The sequence below is a fragment of the Kurthia huakuii LAM0618 genome (genome assembly GCF_000505545.1).
GTDB lineage: Bacteria > Bacillota > Bacilli > Bacillales_A > Planococcaceae > Kurthia > Kurthia huakuii.
In genome coordinates, this window is sequence record NZ_AYTB01000012.1 from 133,225 (window position 1) to 154,478 (window position 21,254).

At 39.4% G+C, this 21,254-nt stretch carries 25 protein-coding genes and 1 pseudogene; 11 read left to right on the plus strand and 15 right to left on the minus strand.

What is annotated here, in order from left to right; translation table 11 throughout:
- Position 1: 1 nt before the first annotated feature.
- Together V514_RS0109650 and V514_RS0109655 are read left to right on the plus strand one after the other, a co-directional pair.
- A complete protein-coding gene (locus V514_RS0109650) occupies positions 2-277 on the plus strand; it encodes a hypothetical protein (RefSeq protein WP_029499748.1) in 276 nt (91 codons plus the stop codon).
- A gap of 169 nt (positions 278-446) precedes the next feature.
- Positions 447-1,844, plus strand: coding sequence for an MDR family MFS transporter (locus V514_RS0109655; protein WP_029499749.1), 1,398 nt, complete (start codon positions 447-449; stop codon positions 1,842-1,844).
- A gap of 51 nt (positions 1,845-1,895) precedes the next feature.
- Here V514_RS0109655 and panD read toward each other — a convergent pair whose 3' ends face one another.
- From panD to panB, 3 genes are read right to left on the minus strand one after another with little or no spacing between them, the layout of a single operon-like run.
- Positions 1,896-2,285, minus strand: a complete 390-nt coding sequence (gene panD / locus V514_RS0109660; RefSeq protein ID WP_029499750.1) for an aspartate 1-decarboxylase — start codon at positions 2,283-2,285, stop codon at positions 1,896-1,898.
- A gap of 1 nt (position 2,286) precedes the next feature.
- Complete coding sequence (gene panC, locus V514_RS18990) at positions 2,287-3,120, minus strand: pantoate--beta-alanine ligase (protein WP_035944589.1); 834 nt, start codon at positions 3,118-3,120, stop codon at positions 2,287-2,289.
- Positions 3,120-3,959 carry a 3-methyl-2-oxobutanoate hydroxymethyltransferase gene (panB, locus tag V514_RS0109670; protein ID WP_029499751.1) on the minus strand — a complete coding sequence of 280 codons (840 nt, stop codon included), beginning with the start codon at positions 3,957-3,959 and terminating at the stop codon, positions 3,120-3,122. Before panB ends, panC begins: the two co-directional genes overlap by 1 nt.
- Before the next feature lie 127 nt (positions 3,960-4,086).
- On the opposite strand from panB, the gene V514_RS0109675 reads away from it, so the two are divergent.
- Entirely contained in the window at positions 4,087-4,863 is a 777-nt protein-coding gene (locus V514_RS0109675) for a serine hydrolase (RefSeq protein ID WP_029499752.1), read from the plus strand.
- A gap of 138 nt (positions 4,864-5,001) precedes the next feature.
- Here the strand turns inward: V514_RS0109675 and V514_RS0109680 are convergent, their stop codons facing one another.
- Positions 5,002-5,784, minus strand: coding sequence for a class I SAM-dependent methyltransferase (locus V514_RS0109680; RefSeq protein ID WP_029499753.1), 783 nt, complete (start codon positions 5,782-5,784; stop codon positions 5,002-5,004).
- 391 nt (positions 5,785-6,175) lie between these two features.
- Here V514_RS0109680 and V514_RS20840 point away from each other — a divergent pair, with 391 nt between their 5' ends.
- Complete coding sequence (locus V514_RS20840) at positions 6,176-7,075, plus strand: methyl-accepting chemotaxis protein (protein WP_029499754.1); 900 nt, start codon at positions 6,176-6,178, stop codon at positions 7,073-7,075.
- Between the two features lie 60 nt (positions 7,076-7,135).
- Here the strand turns inward: V514_RS20840 and V514_RS0109690 are convergent, their stop codons facing one another.
- Positions 7,136-7,609, minus strand: a complete 474-nt coding sequence (locus tag V514_RS0109690; RefSeq protein ID WP_029499755.1) for a hypothetical protein — start codon at positions 7,607-7,609, stop codon at positions 7,136-7,138.
- Between the two features lie 356 nt (positions 7,610-7,965).
- Here V514_RS0109690 and V514_RS0109695 point away from each other — a divergent pair, with 356 nt between their 5' ends.
- On the plus strand, positions 7,966-8,490 hold the full coding sequence (locus V514_RS0109695; RefSeq protein WP_029499756.1) for a hypothetical protein: 525 nt from the start codon (positions 7,966-7,968) through the stop codon (positions 8,488-8,490).
- Between the two features lie 126 nt (positions 8,491-8,616).
- Here the strand turns inward: V514_RS0109695 and V514_RS0109700 are convergent.
- Together V514_RS0109700 and V514_RS20515 are read right to left on the minus strand one after the other, a co-directional pair.
- Positions 8,617-8,787: pseudogene (locus V514_RS0109700) on the minus strand (transposase); the annotation flags it as partial.
- Positions 8,741-8,881, minus strand: a complete 141-nt coding sequence (locus V514_RS20515; protein WP_162531335.1) for a hypothetical protein — start codon at positions 8,879-8,881, stop codon at positions 8,741-8,743. The pseudogene V514_RS0109700 and the gene V514_RS20515, both read right to left, overlap by 47 nt.
- 406 nt (positions 8,882-9,287) lie before the next feature.
- On the opposite strand from V514_RS20515, the gene V514_RS0109705 reads away from it, so the two are divergent.
- Both V514_RS0109705 and V514_RS0109710 read left to right on the plus strand, forming a co-directional pair.
- Positions 9,288-9,806, plus strand: coding sequence for a sigma-70 family RNA polymerase sigma factor (locus V514_RS0109705; protein ID WP_029499758.1), 519 nt, complete (start codon positions 9,288-9,290; stop codon positions 9,804-9,806).
- Complete coding sequence (locus V514_RS0109710; RefSeq protein ID WP_029499759.1) at positions 9,790-10,479, plus strand: hypothetical protein; 690 nt, start codon at positions 9,790-9,792, stop codon at positions 10,477-10,479. Before V514_RS0109705 ends, V514_RS0109710 begins: the two co-directional genes overlap by 17 nt.
- A gap of 144 nt (positions 10,480-10,623) precedes the next feature.
- Here V514_RS0109710 and V514_RS0109715 read toward each other — a convergent pair whose 3' ends face one another.
- Positions 10,624-11,034, minus strand: coding sequence for a hotdog fold thioesterase (locus tag V514_RS0109715; RefSeq protein ID WP_081715025.1), 411 nt, complete (start codon positions 11,032-11,034; stop codon positions 10,624-10,626).
- A 132-nt stretch (positions 11,035-11,166) separates the two neighbouring features.
- Here V514_RS0109715 and V514_RS0109720 point away from each other — a divergent pair, with 132 nt between their 5' ends.
- Positions 11,167-12,345, plus strand: a complete 1,179-nt coding sequence (locus V514_RS0109720; RefSeq protein ID WP_029499761.1) for a hypothetical protein — start codon at positions 11,167-11,169, stop codon at positions 12,343-12,345.
- 168 nt (positions 12,346-12,513) lie between these two features.
- On the opposite strand, the gene V514_RS0109725 is transcribed toward V514_RS0109720, so the two are convergent.
- From V514_RS0109725 to V514_RS0109735, 3 genes are all read right to left on the minus strand, one after another.
- Positions 12,514-13,932 (minus strand): hypothetical protein, encoded by a 1,419-nt coding sequence (locus V514_RS0109725; RefSeq protein ID WP_029499762.1) that lies wholly within the window; start codon positions 13,930-13,932, stop codon positions 12,514-12,516.
- 69 nt (positions 13,933-14,001) lie between these two features.
- Positions 14,002-14,175 carry a hypothetical protein gene (locus tag V514_RS20380; protein WP_161630185.1) on the minus strand — a complete coding sequence of 58 codons (174 nt, stop codon included), beginning with the start codon at positions 14,173-14,175 and terminating at the stop codon, positions 14,002-14,004.
- A gap of 25 nt (positions 14,176-14,200) precedes the next feature.
- Positions 14,201-14,380 carry a hypothetical protein gene (locus V514_RS0109735; protein WP_029499763.1) on the minus strand — a complete coding sequence of 60 codons (180 nt, stop codon included), beginning with the start codon at positions 14,378-14,380 and terminating at the stop codon, positions 14,201-14,203.
- Positions 14,381-14,534: 154 nt separating this feature from the next.
- On the opposite strand from V514_RS0109735, the gene V514_RS0109740 reads away from it, so the two are divergent.
- A complete protein-coding gene (locus V514_RS0109740; RefSeq protein WP_029499764.1) occupies positions 14,535-15,260 on the plus strand; it encodes a 3-ketoacyl-ACP reductase in 726 nt (241 codons plus the stop codon).
- A 73-nt stretch (positions 15,261-15,333) separates the two neighbouring features.
- Here the strand turns inward: V514_RS0109740 and V514_RS0109745 are convergent, their stop codons facing one another.
- A complete protein-coding gene (locus V514_RS0109745; protein ID WP_029499765.1) occupies positions 15,334-15,624 on the minus strand; it encodes a hypothetical protein in 291 nt (96 codons plus the stop codon).
- 203 nt (positions 15,625-15,827) lie between these two features.
- Between V514_RS0109745 and V514_RS0109750 the strand changes: the two genes are divergently transcribed.
- The gene (locus V514_RS0109750) at positions 15,828-16,097 is read left to right on the plus strand and encodes a hypothetical protein (RefSeq protein WP_029499766.1); all 270 of its coding nucleotides are present in this window, start codon (positions 15,828-15,830) and stop codon (positions 16,095-16,097) included.
- A 236-nt stretch (positions 16,098-16,333) separates the two neighbouring features.
- Here V514_RS0109750 and V514_RS0109755 read toward each other — a convergent pair whose 3' ends face one another.
- From V514_RS0109755 to V514_RS0109765, 3 genes are all read right to left on the minus strand, one after another.
- Positions 16,334-17,050 carry an HAD-IIB family hydrolase gene (locus V514_RS0109755; protein ID WP_029499767.1) on the minus strand — a complete coding sequence of 239 codons (717 nt, stop codon included), beginning with the start codon at positions 17,048-17,050 and terminating at the stop codon, positions 16,334-16,336.
- Complete coding sequence (locus V514_RS0109760) at positions 17,034-18,239, minus strand: glycosyltransferase (RefSeq protein ID WP_029499768.1); 1,206 nt, start codon at positions 18,237-18,239, stop codon at positions 17,034-17,036. The genes V514_RS0109755 and V514_RS0109760 overlap by 17 nt, the downstream gene beginning before the upstream one ends.
- Positions 18,240-18,429: 190 nt before the next feature.
- Positions 18,430-20,424, minus strand: coding sequence for a catalase (locus V514_RS0109765; RefSeq protein WP_035944596.1), 1,995 nt, complete (start codon positions 20,422-20,424; stop codon positions 18,430-18,432).
- Between the two features lie 354 nt (positions 20,425-20,778).
- Here V514_RS0109765 and V514_RS0109770 point away from each other — a divergent pair, with 354 nt between their 5' ends.
- A complete protein-coding gene (locus V514_RS0109770; protein ID WP_029499770.1) occupies positions 20,779-21,243 on the plus strand; it encodes a hypothetical protein in 465 nt (154 codons plus the stop codon).
- Positions 21,244-21,254 lie beyond the last annotated feature (11 nt).

Below are 21,254 nucleotides of genomic sequence, written 5' to 3' on the forward strand. Positions count from 1 at the left end.
TATGACTCAACAATTGAAAATTGGCGCGTTGCTGTTAATCGCCTTACTGATTGCTATTTTCATTACACCACTCGCAACTTTGTTTTATAGTTGGACATTTCTATCCCCATTTGCTTGGCGACTTGTCTTCGCCCTCATCGCGTTTGTGATGTTGTGCATTGTTCTTGTTATGGGCTATCGTCAAAAAAATGATAAAAACTATGTACTTTACTATGCTACGTTGTTATTTATGCTCGCATTAACACCTCGACTTATTTATAGCGTCGCATTTGGCTAGATCGTAGCAGGCAAGGAATCGTATCAATACGGTTCCTTGCTTTTTTACTTATTTCAGCTCGTTATACCACGTATCTTTTTAAAAAATACACATCTCAGTCCAATGGCGGTTGCCGAATCCTATGTAATCGATTAGCTTTATATAGAACAACAACATATTGGAGGTTTTTATGACAACATTAAAAGTAATTTCCAATCCGAAACTGATGGCTGCTGGTCTCATGCTTAGCGCCTTTATCGGATTGTTTGGAGAAACTGCACTTAATATGGCATTGACGAATATTATGGCCGATTTCTCTGTTTCAACTGGAACCGTACAATGGTTAACGACAGGCTATCTCCTTGTACTCGGTATTTTAGTTCCGGTCTCCACATTATTATTGCAATGGTTCACGACTAAACAGCTCGCTATAACCGCACTTATATTTTCAATAATTGGTACAATTATTTGCGCGCTTGCACCAAATTTTACGTTATTAATGCTTGGTCGTATTGCTCAAGCAATCGGCACGGGGATTTTAATTCCACTTATGATGAACGTTATTTTAGTCATTTTCCCGATTGAAAAACGTGGCTCTGTGATGGGAATTATGGGGCTTGTGATTACATTAGCTCCGGCAATCGGTCCGACACTATCAGGCATTATCGTCGATGCTCTAAGCTGGCATTATATTTTTTGGATTAGTTTAGTATTTTACGTTGTACTATTTATCTTATGGGTACCAACGATTCAAAATGTATCAGACGTGACAAAGCCAAAAATTGATCTGCCTTCTATTATTTATTCAACAATCGGATTTGGAGGATTGATTTATGGTCTTGGTACGTTGGCAGGAACATCGATTACAGAGCCAACTGTTTTTGTACCATTAATTCTCGGTACTATCGCCCTTGTACTGTTTGGCAAACGCCAATTGAGCATGGATGAACCGATGATCAATTTACGCGTCTTTCAATTTAAAAATTTTTTACTTGGCACGATGTTATTATTTATCGGCTTTTCGCTTATTTTATCGTCAGCTATTTTATTGCCGCTTTATTTAAAAGGTGCGCTATTATTAACAGCTGTTGCAGCAGGTTTAATGATGCTACCAGGAAATATTTTAAATGCTATTTTAGCACCCGTTGTTGGTCGTATTTTCGATAAAATTGGGCCCCGCTTCTTATTGATTGGCGGTTTTGCGCTGACAGTGCTCGCGAATGCTTTGTTTGTGTTCACATTGAATGACAATCCTCCGCAATGGATAATCATTGTAGCATTTGCGCTTCTTTGCTTAGGACTGGCTATGTCATTAATGCCGGCACAAACAAACGGGTTAAATGAACTACCGCCACAACTGTACCCACACGGTGCAGCAGCGATGAACACCCTACAACAAATCGCTGGCGCCGCTGGAACTGCGCTTGCTATCACATTAATGAATGTCGGTATGACACAAGCAACAGGTACGTCAGAAGCAGCATTGATGGCTTCTGGCACACAATTTGCATTTCTATTCATTTTAGCCATTTCGATTGTTGGCTTTGTCTTAACGCTCTTTGTCACACCAGCCAAATTCACAAAATAACGCAAAAGCAGGCACCGCGTCATGTACGGTGCCTGCTTTTATATTTTTTGATTAAAAATTCATAATCGTTGCTTCTGGTTCATGACCAATCATTTCTACGATAGTATTTTCAGGTCCCATAACCGCTACTTTTGGTGAATAATTTGCCGCCTCTTCAACAGACATATACGTGTACCCAATAATAATAACGATATCTCCAGGTTGTACAAGACGTGCCGCTGCACCATTAACACACACAACGCCGCTTCCTCGTTCACCAGCAATTGTATACGTTTCAAAACGCGCACCATTATTGTTGTTGACGATATGCACCTTTTCATTGCGTAGTAAACCTACCGCATCCATTAAATCTTCATCAATCGTAATACTCCCTACATAGTTCAAATCAGCTTGTGTCACTGTTGCACGATGTAGCTTTGATGTCATCATTTCTTTAAACATACTACTCACCTACCGTAAAAATAATATTGTCAATCAAACGTACATTATCATAATATAATGCTGTCGCTAAAATCAGTTGCGTATCGGCCTCTTTGACAGGTTGTAAATCGGGATAACTCAACAATTCAATATAATCAACGCGTCCGTTTGTTGCCGCTTCGATTTGCGCTTTCGCTGCTATGTGGTCAAACTGCGTAATCGTCTGCTGTAACGACTGTAACGTTTTGTATAAATTGGGTGCTAATTTACGCTCTTCGGCTGATAAAAATACATTGCGCGAGCTTTTTGCTAGTCCATCTACCTCTCGTACAATTGGAATCGGTCGAATCGTAATCGGCATATGATAGTCGCGCACGAGCATTTCAATTAACGCAAGCTGCTGCGCATCCTTTTGACCAAAATAAGCAGTTGTTGGCCGCACAATTTGAAATAATTTTGTCACGACTTGTAGTACACCATTAAAATGCCCTGGACGCGTAGCACCACATAAAATTTTTGATGCAGCTCCTGCTTCAAACGTAATGCCCCCTTGATGTGGATACATTTCTTCAACGCTCGGCGCAAATAAAATGTCTACACCGACATCGCTTGCAATACGCGCATCGCGTTCTAAATCACGTGGATACGCTTCATAATCTTCATTTGGACCAAACTGCGTTGGATTAACAAAGTCGCTCATGACGACAACATCATTTTCTGAAACGGCCGCCTTTGCTAATGTTTGATGCCCTTCATGCAAATAGCCCATCGTCGGTACGAGCCCAATCGTATTGTTCGCCGCATAATACGGTGCTAACGCCTGCTGTAATTCTTGAATTGTTGTGATAACTTTCATTATTTTATTACGCCCCCATACAGTCCATCAAGTTGTTGTTCATTCATCGTAAAGCTTTGTGCATCACTTGGGAATGTACGTGCCTTGACACCATCGCGGTACGCTGCAATACCTGCTGCCATCACCGAATGTACATCGCTAAATTTTTCGACGAATTTCGGTACGCGGTGATCTCCATAGCCAAGTAAATCGTGATACACAAGCACTTGCCCATCGACATTAACGCCTGCACCAATGCCGATAATTGGCACCGACACTTGCGCTGCTAAAATGCCTCCAAGCTGTTTTGGAATACATTCAAAAACAATGGCACAAACCCCTGCTTTTTCAAGCGCCTTCGCATCATTAATTAATTTTTGAGCACTACTAGCGGTATTACCTTGCACTTTGTAGCCGCCAAGCACTTCGGCCGATTGTGGTTGCAAACCTAAATGCCCTACTACCGGAATTCCTGCTGCGACAATGCGCTCAATCGCTGGTACAAGCTCGCCAGCACCTTCTACCTTGATAGCGTTTGCATTTGATTGTTGGAATAATTGAATCGCATGTTGTACAGCTTGCTCGGTGCTGACATGATACGTTCCAAATGGCATATCAACGACAACAAACGTGTCTGGTGCACCGCGGCGTACTGCTTTCGCATGATGAATCATGTCATCGATTGTCACCGATACTGTCGAATCATAGCCTAATACGACCATCCCTAATGAATCTCCAACTAAAATCATATCGATATTTTGCTGTTCTGCTAGGCGTGCTGATGGATAATCATACGCCGTCATCATCACAATTGGCTCACCTGTTTGCTTCATTTCCAGAAAATTCACAACATTTTTCATAAATAGGTCCCCCTTACCTGTCTTGTCATATGTCGAATGTACACTAACTTTACAGTAAATCATATTACTATGCACTTAACATTTAATTAAGTTACACTAAGAAAAACTAAACTATCGAGGTGTTTGTATGAATTGGTCAGAATTAACAAATCGCTTACAAAGCCTATGTGATGAACATTCAGAAGGTTTACAACTAAAGATTACATATGGTAAACAAAGCTTTAGTTTTCATGAACTAAACGAAGTATCGTCAGCAAGTATTATTAAAATACCGCTTGTATTAGCAGTTATGAAACGTATTCAAGAAGATGCACTGCAACTCGAACAACGATGTACAATCGACGACACAGTGAAAGGCGCTGGCGTATTAGCCTATCTTCATCATGCGCATGAATTTTCGCTACATGACGTAATGAAGCTCGCGATTATCGTATCGGACAATAGCGCATCGAATTACTTAATCGAATTGGTCGGTTTTGAAGCAGTCAATGACTTAGCACAGCAAGTCGGTGCACCGTCTACAGTGCTGTTACGCAACTTTATGTCACTCAATCGTATGCGCGATAATTTTACAACGGCACATGACATGGTGACGTGGCTCAAATTAATTGGCGAACCTAATCCATATTTCACTGAAGAAAGCCGTCGCCATCTTTACGGTATGCTTTATGATCAACAATTTAACCATTTACTCGGCGGTCAAGTGGACGAGTTTGGCGATGTCAAAATAGCGAGCAAGTCCGGTGATAATACCGGCATTGAACATGATGTTGCGATTTTCTCGGTCGGTCAACACCGATTATATGTCGCTGTACTAACGCAAAACTTGCCCTATGCTGCCCCCGTTATTAGTGCCATTGGAAAAGCATGTGCTGATTTTTTGCGCAGCGCGGCACAAGCGTAAAAAAGAGGCTTTGACAAAACAGTTCCTGTTCCTTTTTTAGCGTTCACCACAAAAAACCGGAACCGCGCCACCGCACGATTCCGGTTTTTCTTATGCTCATCTGAGAGGCTGTTGTTACACGTATGTCCCAACCTCTTTTTATTTTTTCTGTGCAATCCATACTGTCCAGCGATCCTTTTCAACAATATTGCGCTCTTGTGTTACTTTATTATCTATATAGTCAATCAATTCGTCCAGTTCAGAGTCATCCAATTCATACAAAATACTGCGACCAATGCGATGGCGTAACTCTTCTTTTAATAAGTTTTTCGATGGATACGTGCCGCGTACTTCCCAAAAAGGTACTTCCTTAACAAGCGTAAAGCCTGTTTCTTCTAACGCCTTGCGCACTTCTGGCCCACGATGACGGCGCTCCGTTTCAGCCGTTTTTAACTTAATAAACTTTTCAAAGAAGTAACCTCTAATATGCTCTTCGCTACCTGGAAGTAATACGTCTTCAGGTGTGCGATCTTGCACAATAAAGTACCCATCTTTCTCTAAAATGCGATGAGCCTCTGCGAAAAAAAGATGCAAATCGTCTAAATGGTGAATAAGTGCACGTGCCAACACTAAATCAAATGTTTCATCTTGTAGTGCTGTTTCAAATGCACTCCCTAACTGAAATGAAATCGTGTCATACTCTTCACAATTTGTTTTTGCTCCATGTAACATTGCCTTTGAGAAATCAACACCTACAACGGATTCTACCCCTGCATCTACAAGAGCTTTTGAATAAATCCCACCACCACAGCCAAGATCTACGGCACGAACAAAATGTTTTCCTGGTGGTAATAAGCTCTCTAAATCCTCACTCCACGATGCATTTGCTTTACGTGAAGCATACGTCATTTTATTTTTCTCATCATGAAAATCAATTGCCATCGTTTCTCACCTCATTTCATTGTACTTTTCCCATTTTTCGAACAAAACTATCCACTTTCAAACATAATACATATTTCCGCCTAATTTTTATTGCAAAATACAGCCTATAGTTTCACAAAATATCATAAAGTTCATGATAAGAAAAACATATTCCTTATCTCTTCAAAATTAATAGGTCAAAAGAATCTATTATCATTTTTTTATTTTTTAAATTAGAATATAAGACCTTTAAATCGTAAACAGCTATATTTTTTATCGTTTTTTAATTATAATGAATTAAACAATAGGTATATTTCATTACATACAAGCTATTATTTTATGCATTGAAAATAATAGCTTTATTTTCAGGTAAATATCTACATTGTAACACTGAATTACGAGGTGCCCAGTTATGAATATCGAACAAACTATTTTAAATGCTCTTTTACCGTCATTTTTTAAAGAATTGGCGATTATTATTTTCGATAAAAATAAAAAGATTATTTTTGCGACCACATCATTTGCAAAAACAGTTGGTTATCGAGAACAAGAATTACTGACAATGTACCATCAAGACTTATGTTTTCCTTCGTTCTCACAAAGTGCTGAATATCGTAAGTTTTGGCATAATTTATTTCAAGGAAATAGCTTCCAAGACAAAATTATTCGCCGCGACCGACACAACAATGAAATTTTTTTAGAAGCGAATTACTTTCCAATTTTTGATGAACAACAGCAAGTCATTGCGGTCGCAAAAATTGCGTTCAACATTACAGGACGCACAGAACGTATTAATGCAGCTTCATCAACTGTTTTCGACATTGCCACACAATTAACGGAATTATCCGTTGTTGGCCAAGAAAAAATCACACTGCTAAACAACAATATGAATGATGTCGTCTATGCTTCGGAGCTAAACAAAGATGCCGTTGAAACATTGGATACACAAACAACGCAAATCCATCACATTGTCGATATGATTCGTAGTATTTCTCGTCAAACGAATATGTTGGCGCTCAATGCAGCAATTGAAGCAGCGCGTGCCGGTGAATATGGCCGTGGCTTTAGCGTTGTAGCTGACGAAGTGCGAAAATTATCACAACAAGTAGATAAAGCCATCGTCGAAGTACGCGAAAGCGTTGAGCAAATTACCGAACAAACAACAAAAATCTCTGCAAGTTCCGAGGCTGCAACACAAATGATGGCGATTGTGCAAGAAGTGATCGCTGAAAACGCCGAATCGTATGAAAATTTAACAAACAAGGCGAGCGATTTACAGCTTGAAGCAGAAGAGCTAAAACGTATTTTTTAACACAAAAAAGGAGGGGATTCATCGTATAGAATCTCCTCCTTTTTTGTCGTACTGCTCGTATCATTTTTCAGGAAATGTTACCGGTATATAATAATGTGCTTTGCCGGTTTCAAAATTAGCTTCTACTTCCATAATATAAGTTCCTTGTTCTTTAATATCTGCTGTATTTGTATATGTCTGTTGTTGTCGATCGTACGCATCCCATAAAATAATACGATAATATTGCGGTTTTGGTTGAAAGCCAATTTTCAAATAACGCATGCTCTTAATTTGAACGGGCTTTGTAATCGACACCGTTTTCGATGGTGGTAAGGCATCTGTTGAGGCTTTTTCTATTTGTTGTGTTGTTTTATCTACATACTGCCACGTATAATTTTGTGCTTCTATTTTTTCAATTAAGACGTCACTAACAGCTAAAAACAATGTCGGAGGACGTTTATAACTATCATCTATTTCTGGTGCTGATTCGGATTTTTCACTACAACCAGCTAATAACAATATTAGGCCGCATAACAGCACGAGCCAACTTTTCATGTACATTCTCCCTCTCATTTATTTCCATTTAAAGCTATTTAGTGGATGAAATATGCTAAAAAATTCATTTTTTTCCTTGAAAAATTCAGAATTTTCATATATATTTAAATTACAACATTGTTGCATGTTGGCTTATGAAGAGGTCCCTTCATAAGAATGATTTTTTTGCATACACTTGTATGCAACTCCACTCATCTCAGTTTGAAACGTAAAAGGTCCAACTCCTCCCCAGGGTTGGGCTTTTTATGTGTTATAGAGAAATCGCACTAAATGATTCTTTTATCTCAATTAATTTCACCGAAACTATTTACATTGACCTATCATTTTATTAGAATTAAAGAAAAGGAGGAATTATTATGGCAAAAATGAAATATACATTTGGTTTTTTACTATGCAATTTCTTATTAATGGCACCAATTTCACTAGCGACAACAACACAAGCACAGGCTTCAACATATAAAACAAAGTCAACTACGACAACTTCTTTAGAACACTTTACGAAAAAAGGAACGCTACCGAATACAAAAGGTTCAATTAACATGACCTATAAAACATTGAAGAAAAAAGTTCCGGGTTATTCAGGAATAACAGAAGGTAATTTTATCGTATATCAAGCAAAAGATGGCGCAACATATATTTTTAAGCCCAATGGTAATAAATCAACGCCAAATGCCTCTGCTAAAGTACAAGCTATTAATAAAGTGTACTTCAAAGAAGCTTATACAAAACAAGATATGCAAAATTTATATGGTGATCCACTCGATAATTTATATAAAACGTCAAAATATTACGTTGGATTCTCATCCTACTATGGTAATACTACATTAAGCGTTGGTAATTTCAAAACGATGCAAACAATTGCAGACATTTCAAATTATTAACGAACAAAGAAGCTGGGACATAAGTAAAAATTCCATCCTCTAATAGAGAAGGTGATGTCGAATTTGACATCACCTTCTCTATTTTTATACGCGATATGAGAACTAGCCTTCACGTATAGCGTATTTTCATAAGTTTGTAGCCATTAATGCGCGGCCAATTTCGCTTTTCACTTTCAATTTTTCTCGGACGGAGAATCGAATGAAACCTAAATTAGCTTTCAAAAATCCAAAAATTAGCTCTACATCTATTTTACGTTGACGATAGATTGCAGCTGTTTTTGGTTCTAAAAGCTTCTCTCGGAATACTTTCGCCGAGATGATAAATGCGAATGGCAATATCATTTTTTTGTAATTTTGCTTCTAAACCTAGCGGCAATATGAATTGATTCATGTTATAATTTTTAAACATAAGGACACTTCTTTCGTTTAAGATTTGGTAGTAGGATACTTAAATTTTAACAGGCATTGTCCTTTTTTCTATAAGGAATTTTTGATAGAAGCATATAAGAGTTGTTCGGAGTGAAGGCCGCGACTTCTGCGGGAACAGCACGAGCGGAATATCCATTTTTTTCGCGAGGGCGCGAAAAAAATTAGATGGAGCCGTGCCTGCGAAAAGCGTCGGCCGAAACAACGAACAACGGCTGCCTAGCAGACAAAAAAGACATTCACGATTTTATTCAAATCATGAATGTCTTTTCTTATTGACTAGGGTTTTGTCCCAGCCTCTTTTTATTTTTAAAAATAGTTGGAGAAATCTTCAGTAGCATCGTCTAATAAGTATGGAAGGAGTGAATAAATTGGAAGAATCCTATTGGCAAGCATTGTTACAACAACATACCCAAGCATTACTACATATCAGTTTTCTCTATGTAAAAGATTGGCATGCCGCCGAAGATATCGTACAAGATGTTTTCGTTAAATTTTTTGAAAAGCAGGAACTTTTTCGTCATGAAGCTTCCATCGCCACTTATTTGACGCGTATGACAATCAATCGCTCAAAAGATTATTTGAAAAGTTTTCGTTATCGTACACAACAGCTAACGAATTACTTTACACAAAGTATCTCAACGCCAAATACATTACTCGTTAAAGAAGAGCAGCTCGCAATTGCTGATGCGATTTTGGCATTGCCATTAAAATATCGTGAACCGATTATTTTATATTTTTATCAAAATAAAACATTTCACGACATTAGTCTACTCCTTCAACTACCAGAAAGTACAGTACATTATCGATTTACACAAGCAAAAAAGAAACTGCAACAACAAATTACAGCAACAGAGTGGGAGTTGTTTAACTATGAATCCAATTCGTAAGCAGCTACAACAAAAAATAGGTGATACCGCTTCACAAGAGCAGCGCGTCAAAATACGTGTAGCACAACGTATGAACAAAAGGAAAAAGCCTGTGTTTCAATGGTTCATTGCTCTAAGTATTATCGCTATTTGCATGTCCTTCTTTAGTGTAAAAAAAGAGGCACCACAACAAATACAAACTGAAGTTGACATGGGTGTTAGCGTTGAAGTTGGGGATATTATGATAAACGAAAAAACGGGCCAAACAAAGGGCATTTCTGAATTGTTAGTAGATGAAGTACGAGAAGCGCTTCATGCTCCGCCGCAAGCAAAGCTTCTGTATACACCAGCCCGTTATACAAACAATGACTACGTGACGACACGCTGTGGGAAACAACACTGTCCGACGATTGCTGTATTAGATCATGGTAATTCAGGCTCTATTGCTAAGTTAGGAAATGGAACGGTACAAGCTGAAATTTTGTCGAAAGATCAAGCGATGGTCTTAATTATCATGCGCACAGAGAACGAGGCACATCTTCATTTCAGCTATACAAATGGCATACTAGATACGCCTAAAATTACGCAAGCGTTTCCACCTATTAAAACGGCAACATGGCTGACAAATGAAAAAATTCGTTTGACATTTACTTCTGGAAAAACAAAAATTGTCAATATTGTACGCTATTACTAAAAAAGTGAGGCTGGGACAAAACATTTCATTTTCCTTTTTTAGCGTTCGCAACAAAAAAACGGAACCGCGCCACAGCGCGATTCCGGTTTTTTTTATGCTCATCTAAGATGGTGTTTTTACGCTTATGTCCCAGCCTCGTTTTTGTTATTTTTGTTCAACAACTGCCATCGTACAACGCGAAATACAAATTTGACGTTGCTGTTCATCGACAATTTCAATATTCCATACCATCGTTGAGCGCCCAATATGTAGCGGTGTAGCAGTCGCCGTCACAACGCCCTCACGTTTTCCGCGAATATGGTTGGCGTTAATTTCTAAACCAACTGTATAGTGCGTTGCTGGATTAATATTTAAAAAAGCAGCAATGGATGCAGCTGTTTCTGCTAATGCAACGGATGCCCCGCCATGAAGCAAGCCCAGTGGTTGATGCGTTTTAGGTCCTACCGGCATCGTACAAACTACGCGCTCCTTCGTTAATTCTTGAAATTCAATATCAAGTGTCCCAATTAACGTTTCTGCTAAGCGTTCTTTGCTCATTAATTGTTCTAATTGCATTCAAAAAACCTCCTTTTATTCTATTATAGCCGTCTAGACTACTTGAAGGAACTTTTTTAAAACATAAAGCAGTTTATCGTATACGCAAAATAGCATTATATGATATTATTGTAGAAAAAGGAGGCGACTTCGATGATTTCTACTCATTCCGTTACATTATATAAGCAACAAATTACCGTTCCAACCATTACGCAAGATTATGCTGCAATCCGCAAAATTGCTGCTGTGCGTGCGCATGCAGTCGTTAAAAAATTACAGCTGATTGGGCAACATGCATTGCATCTTGTAGCCGCCTTCTCAAAAATCCGTACAGAACGCGCATTATTAATGACACAAGAAATCGATTATTATTATTCACAGGGGCGCATTCTTGACCCAACGCTTGATGAAACGACTTTTCGTCAGCAGGCCGCACATGCATTGCACCCTATTGATGAATTTGAACAACAGATTACAGCTCAATTTGATGAGGCCACACAAACGCATAATTTAACGAAGATTAACGATGAAATTTTTACGCCGGCGATGTTTGAACGCTATGACCAAACGATCTACAATGCGCTTATTTCATTACATATCGTTTATACAAAACTTGCGGTCGACGTTAAATTCGATGAAGCTTGGCTACCTGAAAACTTACCATTTCAACGATGGCAAGAAGTTCCTACGCTGTTACAGTGTTTAAAGCAACAGCCGACACGAGAAAACGTTGTCGCACTATTATTAGCCGACCCATACAATCCGGTGCATGTTGCGCTCGCCTATGCACTATATGGCGATGATAATCAAGAATTGCAACATTTTTTAACGCTCATTGGCTATAGTGAAGCGCTTGATTTACTACCCGGCTGTGCAACTACTGCAGCGCTTTTTGGCGAGCATAATGCAACGATTCATTTAGAGCTCGTGCAAAATCCGCTATTTTTTACACTCGTTACAACAAATGATTTTCAATCGCTAGAAACAGCATTTGCGGCAGCAATTGCACAGTTTAGCGCTGCAACCAAACCGTTGCTCACACAACAACTAAAGCAAGAAGCTGTGTTGTTTGCGTATATTGTCCGAAAATCGCCGGTGCTCGTCTTAACGACGACAGGTATTCGCGGGAAAGGGCGCTGGTTTAAAACGATTGACGTACCGTATGCGGCAGTACAACAGCTGCTCATTCGCGATGGCCTATGCCAAATCAACCATACGACAATCGCAACAACGCATTTTGAACGCGAGGACGATGCTTTATTAAGCCAATTAATTAACATGATGCAAGTAATTACGGCAACACAACAAGCTCGTATGCCTGCCCACTCATAAGAAAGAGGCTTGGACAAAAAGGTTTCAGCCAATGAAAAAAGCGAACGATATGCTGAAACTTTACTCCAAAGATTCAGCATCGTTCGCTTTTTTTCGTTATTCATAGCGTAATTATTAGAAAATTCTTCGTTTTTTAGAAACCCTATTTTTGTTCTGTCCTAACCTCTTTTATATTGTCCGAATGAGTGGATAACGCGTTGCTAGTTCAAATACTTGCTGCTCCATACGCTCATATTGTGCAATAATTTGACGTAGTTTTTCCGTACGCTGCACAAGCTTGTCAGCAACGAGCTGTTGTTCCTGCTGAACAGATGTCATTTGCGTTTGCGCCATTGTATAAGGTAATTGCAGCGTGTCATCAAATGGAATTTGCTGTTGCAACATCGCGACAGCCATTTTTTCCAATGCTTTTTCAAGCGCACGTTCTTTCGCCTTCACTTTTGTACGATGCTCTAATTTTTTCGTAGCAGACTTCATTTTATCAAATAAACTTTGCGTCACAACGCTTGTTTCTTGCAAGCGCTGTAGACGTGCAATATCATCGCGCAGTGCTTGTACAGTCGTTGTATGCGGCTCAATGTCTGGCAAATGCTCCGTTGTGGTTAGGCGACGATACAGTGCATTCGCCGCTTCTAGTAACTGTTCGCGCTCCTGCTGCAATTTTCCCGTTAAAATACCGGTCATATCGGTCAGCATTTGAATATCTAATTCCGTTTCTTGTTGCTGCTCTTCAAGTTGTTGCAATGCTTTTTTTAGCGTGCTGTAATGTTTCACAATTTGTGCCCAATAGGTTTGCAAATGCGGTGGTACAGTTGGTTTATTCGCAATAAAATAAGGTAATACGGCTTGCACAATAATAGCTGGGAGCATTTCGCGCTTCATTGATTTATTCGCAATGCGATATGTTAAAAAACTACTCGACACAGCAGCTACCGCCTTGTCCGAATCAGTCAGTGTAAAAAACGCAAGCGGTATATCGATTTTTTCAACCTCTATAACACTGTTCACCACAAGCGATAAAATCGCATTTCCAAACTGTTCGTGAAGTTGTTCGATCCCTTCTACGACACCACGTTCAGTTAAGGCTTGCTCTAAATGGCGTGACGTCATCTGCGGCATTTGCAGTGCTTGCTGCAATTGATCGCGCACATCCACTGAAAATGTCGCACTATAATCATATAAGGCTTTGGCAATATGCGAGCGTTCAATCGGCGATAATTGTTGCCATTGCTGCTCTAATTGTTCGAGTAATTGCTGCCACGCTCGGTCAATTAGCGGCTGAATCGTTGTCTCTCCGGTCGCTCCTAAAAGCCGCGCACAAGCTAGTTCTAGCTCTGGCGTCGTTTCAATATGTACGGCACGTTGATTTGTCGTTTGTAGTAATTGTAACACTAGTTGCAGGCGAATTTCGTCGTCAGACATACTCGCCAAACGCGCCACATGATTGTCCATCGCCGCTTCAAGTTCCTTATTCCATGCTGAGCCAAATAAGTCGAGCGACGTCATTTCGACATACATGCTATAAACGTGACGTAGTTTTTTACCATTCAATGCATTAAAAGCTTCTACCATCCATGCTGCTTCCATCGGCCAATCGCCTCCTTGTTGCCCTATAGTATACCATTTAAGCACAAAAAAAGAGCGTCATTTCGACACTCATATGTCACTTTTACGTTGCTCTTCTTGTTGCTGCTTTAAAAAATTCAACCTGTCCATAGCTTGTCGCGACATTTGATGTGTCTCTAATAACTCACACAGTTCTTCGAATTCATGTTCGCTCATTTCAAGTAAGATTTTTTGCTTCGCATGATTATAAGATTTTAAATACATATCTTCACCTTACTTCTTTATTAAATTATCGGCGTGCAAGAAAATGTTCCTGCGTCTCGATATGCGAGGCAATAGATAAAATTTTATCGGGTACAGTTTGTTCATAGCGTTGGCCTTTTAAAAGCTGGCAAAGCGTTCCCCACTCTTCTGCTGAAAATTGTAATGTAACGCGTTGCTTTGTCTGATCATATTTCTGGATGTCCACAATTTATCCTCCTTATTGTTGTCTGTCAGGCATTTGTAATATCTACTTTACATTATTGACAACTTTCCATTATTTTAAACATGGAAACAGTATCTTTTTAAAAATCAGGAAAAAAGTTTATAATGGATGTATGTTCATGAAAGGAATGAGTAAAATGGTACAATCATTAGAAGGTAAAATCGCATTTGTTACAGGTGCAGGACGCGGTATTGGCCGTGCAGTAGCCGAAGCATTAGCAAAAGAAGGCGCACACGTAGGCTTACTTGCTCGTACAGAAGCACAAGTAAAAGAGGTAGCAGAAAAAATCACTGCACAAGGTGGCAAAGCAGCATATGCTACAGCTGACGTAACAAATAATGAGGAAGTCCAACAAGCCGTTGCTACATTAACAACAGCGCTTGGTAATGCCGATATTTTAATTAACAACGCCGGCATGGGTGGCTTTGGCAAATTACTTGAACAAGATCAAGATACATGGGTGAAAATTGTCGACACCGGCATCAAAGGTACATACTACGTCACACACGCGGTATTACCACAATTAATTGAAAAAAATGAAGGCGACATCATCAATATTTCTTCAACAAATGGCTTAAACGGTGCTGCTACATCAACTGCCTATTCAGCAGCTAAATTTGGCATCATCGGCTTAACAGAGTCACTTGCACAAGAAGTACGCCGCAACAACATCCGTGTAACCGCATTAGCACCAAGTACGGTTGTAACGGAACTTGCGCGCGAATCTGGTTTAATTGATGAAGCGAAAGCGGAACGCATGATGCAACCAGAAGATTTAGCAGAAGTCATCGTTAACCAATTAAAATTGCCAAATCGCATTTACGTAAAACAAGCAACGATTCTTGGCACAAACCCATACTAATTAAAAAAAACAACGTTGTAAGCACGCTTACGACGTTGTTTTTTTTAATAGAGAAGTTATCGATTCAGTTGTCCTATAGCGATTCTTCACTTAAACGATACCGATGTAAACTATATGTCGTCAGCCCTTTTAAACAATACACGCATAAATCAAATTCAAGCGCCGACAGCTTCATCTTTTTGAGCGCACATAACATAAGCATATAATCATCGTCCGTCAACTGTGACAAGCGTTCAATATACAAAAGTTTCGTTTGTAATTCTCGTTTCATTCTAGTGTTAGGCCATGCATAAATTCTTGCTTTTAAGTTCGTTAAATGATAAGAAAACTGCGCATTATAAATATTATTAACTATATTATTCATAATTAAAGACCTCCTTTTTATTCACTTAATTCGATTGTTTCTATATATTTTACACTACAACGATGATGTAAACTATTTATTTACATTAAATTTTCAAAAAACGGTGTAACAATCAGCTATTTTGTAAATAATTTGTTAACGCTTTTTTCGTCGTGCATACTCTCATTCGAAACGGGTATGAGGATAATGAAAGAGGTGATAACATGGAAAATCCATTAATGATGTATGCAATGTTAACGATGACGATTGTGTTATTCATCGGCGTTTCGATGAAGCTTTTTGGCAGCCGTCGCCTGTTTCTTTTACAAGGTGTTGGGATTGGCCTGTTAGCATTGATTTGTAGTTTCATTGCATTATCCATTGAAGGTAGCTGGACGGCATTTTTCTATTTCTTATTATTTGGTAGTATTTTCTTCGGTGGTGTGCTAGGTACTTTATTATTAGTACCTGTATATTTCGTTAAAAGAGTGTAGTTCTCGCTTGTAAGTATTTCTTTAAGCGGCTGAAACACCCTCTTAGATGAGCATAAGAAAAACCGGAATCGCGCTGTGGTGCGGTTCCGGTTTTTTGTGGCGAACGCTAAAAAAGGAACATGAACTGTTTTGTCCCAACCTCTTTTTGCTCGGCCGTGTTGTGACGAAATAGTAAGCATAAAAAAACACCTTTTAAGAGTTTTTCTTAAAAAGTGTCGACTAATCCTGTTCGCTCATTAAATAATGTCGTATTGATGACGATGGTAATGCCATCCTTCAATAATGCCATCAGCTGCTTGTTGTTGCGCATGATAAATGAGCGGTCCTTCAAGCATTTTTAATTCCTCACATGCATTGCCTACAATAATCGCAGGATACCCTGCAGCAATTAAATGAACATCATTTTCAGAATCTCCAGCAACTACTACATTTTTCGTATATTGGCACTTCTCTAATACGTAATGAAGTGCCGCTCCCTTATTGACATTCGGTGCTAAGACGTCCAATTGACTGGCGTTGCTAAAAATCGTTGTCGCGTCGATACCTTGTGCTTGCAGCGCATATTTAAATAGCTTGTATTGTTCGGATGTGGCAGTAAACGCAAAGCGATTATTTGCTTCGATAGGTTGACGTTGAATGCCTATATCCTCGGCGATTTTTTCAATCGTCGAGAGAGGCATTTTTTGAAAAGCCGTGCTCCACAACAAATCTTCATTTAGTGTCTCACCGCAATAAATAGCCCCCCCGGCATCACAAATTAAAATATCAGGTTGCGGTAATTGTTGTTCTTGGATTAATTGATAAGCGGACTGAAAATAACGCCCCGTAATGTAAATTAGTGAGGGGCGATGCGCTCCAAAATACGCCCATAACTTTTGATGGTCCACTTGGTTACTCACAAGCGTATCATCGAGATCTGTTGCGAGTACTTGGTCTTTAAGATTTGGATACATAATTCAAACTCCTTCTATACAGTGCGGTCACATCCGTCACAATTTCTTTCCAGTTAAACGTCGTCATCGCTCGCTTTCGCGCTTGATGTTTCATCATGAGACGTGTTGTTTTGCGAATTAGCAATTTACGCATAGCTGCCGTTAAAGCATGTGTAGACGCTTTTGGTACATGAAGTCCTGTATGATTATTAACCACGACTTCCTGTAATCCGCCCACATTTGTTGCAATGACAGGACACCCTGTCGCTTGTGCTTCTGCTGCTACCATACCAAATGACTCATAATAAGAGGGCATAATGGTGGCAATCGCATTGGCATATAAAATTTTTAATTGGTTCGCATTTTGCGGCCCGATAAACAGTACACGATCTTCAATTCCTTTTAATGCCTTTAAAATTTTACGGTTACGAGGCAATTGCGTTTTTGGATTAATGCTTGCCTTTGTACCCCCTGCGACGATTAGTAAGACGTCTTTAGGGATTTCCTGTTGTTGAATTAAGGCTTTAAAAGCAGCAATTAATTCAAAGATTCCTTTTGTTTTAACAAGTCGACCTGCATAAAAGTAATAGTTTGTATTGGCATAAGATACATCAACTGTTTTAGTTAAATAAACCGGTGCTACTCCAATTGGAATCACTTCTACTTGACTGTTCGGCGCACATTTTTCAATCAACGCTTTCTCTTGTCTTGTCGTCGCAAGCACTGTATCTGCTTGTTCTAGTACTTGACGTTCACAAGCTAAACGATAACGGTCTAGTTCTTCACCGCCTTGTTGTTTTGCAAGGGCGAGCGAGTGGTTCGTATGAATAAATGGTAGCGCATAATGCTCTTTTAATTGACAGCCAATTAAGCCTGACATCCAGTAATGCGTGTGCACTAAGTCGTAGGATTCAATGGGCAAGGTTTCAACAATTTCTTCGTAAAAAGCATCCATTAAATGACGCATCTCATTTTTATCCACGTACCCATGTACACCTGCATCAAAGCGATGTACATAACTATGTTGCCCGATTCGTTCGATTTGAGGGGCTTCTGTATTACACCAATGCGTGGCAATATCTACAGAATACCCTAGATTGTCTAATTCTAAGGCTAATTGTTGCACATAATTATTTTGCCCTCCAGCCTGTTTACTTCCTAAAGGTGCTAATGGATCTCCATGTTCTGAAATAAATAAAATTTTTTTCAATGCCATTTCCTCCTTATGTGGTCAACGTCCTTACTTGTAGTATTCCCTATCAAAATTCGGTTTAACATAACTTTATTACTAACTGAAAAATAAGCCGTTTTACTTAATAAGTGTCGGTTGTTTTTTAAAATTACCGTCTAAGAACGTTTAAATACCGTAAAAAAAGCGCCACGTACGTGTGGCGCTTTTTTTAGCCAATCGCATAATCACGATCAAAGTGACGATCCGTTGCAAGAGCTTCTATAAAGGATTCAACACCGCTGACAACTCCTGGTGCTTCACTATAGGCAGCAAGCACAAAGTCTTCATGCGTATACCCAATAGCTTTATAATGATTGTAAACTTCATCGATAAATGTTTCGACCTTGCGCTGAGTCTGCGCGTCTTCAAATGTTGCCGCAACAACGAGACCATCATACAAAACAGGTGATGCCGTCTCAAATGTATGGTCGCTTGTGACGTCGTTAAGTTGTCCCTGGTGGTCACTTACTACTTCAACGACGATTCCAGCTGCTTCAAGCGCTTTAATCGCTGGCGTGACATCATACTGTTCATTGGCAATTACAGCCACTTTTTTCGTTTCGACAAAACGTACAGGATTCGTATACATACTTACAGCAGGCGATTGCTTCGTATTTGTCTCTTCTGGAATCGTATCGATCGTTGTCGTGACGCCGACTTTTTTTGCTAACGTTGCCGCAAGTTCGTGGCTAACATGTGCAAACATTTCCACTACTTGTTTCCGAACATCCATACTTTGCACTTTTCCTACTTCAAAACAAAAGGCTTTGACAATATGCTCTTTTTCTACTGGCGTCATACTATTCCAAAATAGACGTGCTTGTGAGAAGTGATCTTTAAATCCTTCACTACGCGCACGAATTTTGCGCCCATCTACTTTTTCTTGGTAATGTTCATAGCCGCCCTGCTCGCGCGGTACAGGGTTTGGCGTATTATTCTGAAGGCTATTTTGGTGATAGCTTACTTGCCCACGATTAATCGTTTGACGATTATAGCCATCGCGTTGATTATTATGGAATGGACAAACCGGTTTATTAATCGGTAACTCGTGGAAATTAGGACCACCTAAACGAATGAGTTGGGTATCGGTGTATGAAAATAAACGCCCTTGTAACAGCGGGTCATTTGAAAAATCAATACCAGGTACGACGTGTCCAACGTGGAAGGCCACTTGTTCTGTTTCCGCAAAGAAGTTATCGACATTACGATTTAACGTCATCATGCCTAATTTACGAAGTGGCACTTGTTCTTCCGGCCAAATCTTTGTTGGATCTAAAATGTCGAAGTCAAACGAAAATTCTTGTTCTTCCGGGATAACTTGAACGGCTAATTCGTATTGTGGATAATTGCCTAATTCAATAGCATCATATAAATCACGTCGATGGAAGTCAGGATCTTTACCAGCGACTTTTTGCGCCTCATCCCACACAAGCGAATGAACGCCAAGCACTGGTTTCCAGTGGAGTTTTACAAAATGCGCCACCCCTTCTTTATTAACAAAACGGTAGGTGTTCACACCAAAACCTTCCATCATCCGGTAACTCCGCGGAATCGAACGGTCTGACATGTGCCACATAACCATATGTGCAGACTCTTGATTGTTTGCGACAAAATCCCAAAATGTATCATGAGCACTTTGCGCTTGTGGAATTTCATTATGTGGTTCCGGTTTTACGGCATGGACAAAATCCGGGAATTTAATTGCGTCTTGAATAAAGAAAACAGGAATATTATTGCCGACTAAATCATAATTGCCTTCATCGGTATAAAACTTCGTCGCAAATCCGCGCGCATCTCGTACACTATCTGCTGAACCGCGTGATCCTGCTACAGTTGAAAAACGTACAAACACCGGCGTTTGTTTTCCTTTTTCACTTAAAAAATCTGCCATTGTAATGTCGCTTGCATCTTCATAACACTCAAAATAACCATGTGCAGCTGTTCCTCGTGCATGAACGACACGCTCTGGAATGCGTTCATGGTCAAAATGCGTCATTTTTTCACGAAAATGAAAATCTTCCATAATTGTTGGACCGCGGTCTCCCACTTTTAATGAAAATTCATCTTCGCTCATTTTTAAACCTTGATTTGTCGTTAGCGCTTTATCACGATCTTCCACCGTATGCTGCTCTAATTGTTCTTTTTTCTTATTATGTTGCTCCATGTTCATTGTCCTCCTTTAATTTCATAGGTGCTAAAATGAATCGGATGCGATTAGTAAGAAACAGACACCCTTATATAAAGAGGTTGCCCCAAAAAATGAACTTCTAACAAAAAAGTGCATTATGTTGCTTCCTTAAAGTCTATCAACAAAGCAACTAAATGGACGCTAAGCTATGTTGGTCGCTTAAAAAATAAGGACATTTTTAAAAACGTTCGCGCTCATTCGGCCATTCAGTAAGAGATCTGTCTCGTAGTCATACATACCTAAAAGAGTAATAAGTCCCTTTCCCTAGCATGGTTTTAGCTATTTCCGGGAATAGTAAACTATAGCTTAAAACGAAAGGTGTGATTCACAATGAAGAAATGGACAAAACCAATAATTGCGATGATGATGGCACTTCCGCTCATGACCGCTCCGCTTGCTGCACATGCCGAACAGCAAGTAATTGTCTATGCACCAAATAAAACAGCGACAAAATTAGTCGTTGAGCATAAAGCACCTTACAGCTATCATGAAGATGGCTTATTAACAAAATTTTTGATGCATGAACTTGGCTATACACGCTATTTAAAAAGTTATGCTGTCTCACATTCTGAAAAAAGCGTAACGCTCAACTTCAAATCTACGCTAGCAAATAGTCAAGTCGTACAAGGTTCTACTGGTGGTCAATTCTTCACTGATCGCATCGCTGTAACATTCTTTAAAAATATGCCGCGTCTACAAACGATTGATTTCCGTTTAAATGGCAAAAAAACATCGCTTGACCACGTCAATTTTATGAGTGTAAAGCGCAGTGATTATAAAAAATATGTCAAATAATAAATGGCCGA

What these genes read in the sequence shown, in the direction of transcription:
- panB (WP_029499751.1), bottom strand. Translation starts at nt 3,959, where the DNA reads ATGAAAAATGTTGTGAATTTTCTGGAAATGAAGCAAACAGGTGAGCCA.
- V514_RS0109765 (WP_035944596.1), bottom strand. Translation starts at nt 20,424, where the DNA reads ATGGAGCAACATAATAAGAAAAAAGAACAATTAGAGCAGCATACGGTG.
- V514_RS0109725 (WP_029499762.1), bottom strand. Translation starts at nt 13,932, where the DNA reads ATGGAAGCAGCATGGATGGTAGAAGCTTTTAATGCATTGAATGGTAAA.
- V514_RS0109745 (WP_029499765.1), bottom strand. Translation starts at nt 15,624, where the DNA reads ATGAATAATATAGTTAATAATATTTATAATGCGCAGTTTTCTTATCAT.
- V514_RS20380 (WP_161630185.1), bottom strand. Translation starts at nt 14,175, where the DNA reads ATGTATTTAAAATCTTATAATCATGCGAAGCAAAAAATCTTACTTGAA.
- V514_RS0109650 (WP_029499748.1), top strand. Translation starts at nt 2, where the DNA reads ATGACTCAACAATTGAAAATTGGCGCGTTGCTGTTAATCGCCTTACTG.
- V514_RS0109710 (WP_029499759.1), top strand. Translation starts at nt 9,790, where the DNA reads ATGAATCCAATTCGTAAGCAGCTACAACAAAAAATAGGTGATACCGCT.
- V514_RS20840 (WP_029499754.1), top strand. Translation starts at nt 6,176, where the DNA reads ATGAATATCGAACAAACTATTTTAAATGCTCTTTTACCGTCATTTTTT.
- V514_RS0109695 (WP_029499756.1), top strand. Translation starts at nt 7,966, where the DNA reads ATGGCAAAAATGAAATATACATTTGGTTTTTTACTATGCAATTTCTTA.
- V514_RS20515 (WP_162531335.1), bottom strand. Translation starts at nt 8,881, where the DNA reads ATGAATCAATTCATATTGCCGCTAGGTTTAGAAGCAAAATTACAAAAA.
- V514_RS0109680 (WP_029499753.1), bottom strand. Translation starts at nt 5,784, where the DNA reads ATGGCAATTGATTTTCATGATGAGAAAAATAAAATGACGTATGCTTCA.
- V514_RS0109770 (WP_029499770.1), top strand. Translation starts at nt 20,779, where the DNA reads ATGAAGAAATGGACAAAACCAATAATTGCGATGATGATGGCACTTCCG.
- V514_RS0109675 (WP_029499752.1), top strand. Translation starts at nt 4,087, where the DNA reads ATGAATTGGTCAGAATTAACAAATCGCTTACAAAGCCTATGTGATGAA.
- V514_RS0109715 (WP_081715025.1), bottom strand. Translation starts at nt 11,034, where the DNA reads ATGCAATTAGAACAATTAATGAGCAAAGAACGCTTAGCAGAAACGTTA.
- panC (WP_035944589.1), bottom strand. Translation starts at nt 3,120, where the DNA reads ATGAAAGTTATCACAACAATTCAAGAATTACAGCAGGCGTTAGCACCG.
- V514_RS0109755 (WP_029499767.1), bottom strand. Translation starts at nt 17,050, where the DNA reads ATGTATCCAAATCTTAAAGACCAAGTACTCGCAACAGATCTCGATGAT.
- panD (WP_029499750.1), bottom strand. Translation starts at nt 2,285, where the DNA reads ATGTTTAAAGAAATGATGACATCAAAGCTACATCGTGCAACAGTGACA.
- V514_RS0109740 (WP_029499764.1), top strand. Translation starts at nt 14,535, where the DNA reads ATGGTACAATCATTAGAAGGTAAAATCGCATTTGTTACAGGTGCAGGA.
- V514_RS0109690 (WP_029499755.1), bottom strand. Translation starts at nt 7,609, where the DNA reads ATGAAAAGTTGGCTCGTGCTGTTATGCGGCCTAATATTGTTATTAGCT.
- V514_RS0109720 (WP_029499761.1), top strand. Translation starts at nt 11,167, where the DNA reads ATGATTTCTACTCATTCCGTTACATTATATAAGCAACAAATTACCGTT.
- V514_RS0109655 (WP_029499749.1), top strand. Translation starts at nt 447, where the DNA reads ATGACAACATTAAAAGTAATTTCCAATCCGAAACTGATGGCTGCTGGT.
- V514_RS0109750 (WP_029499766.1), top strand. Translation starts at nt 15,828, where the DNA reads ATGGAAAATCCATTAATGATGTATGCAATGTTAACGATGACGATTGTG.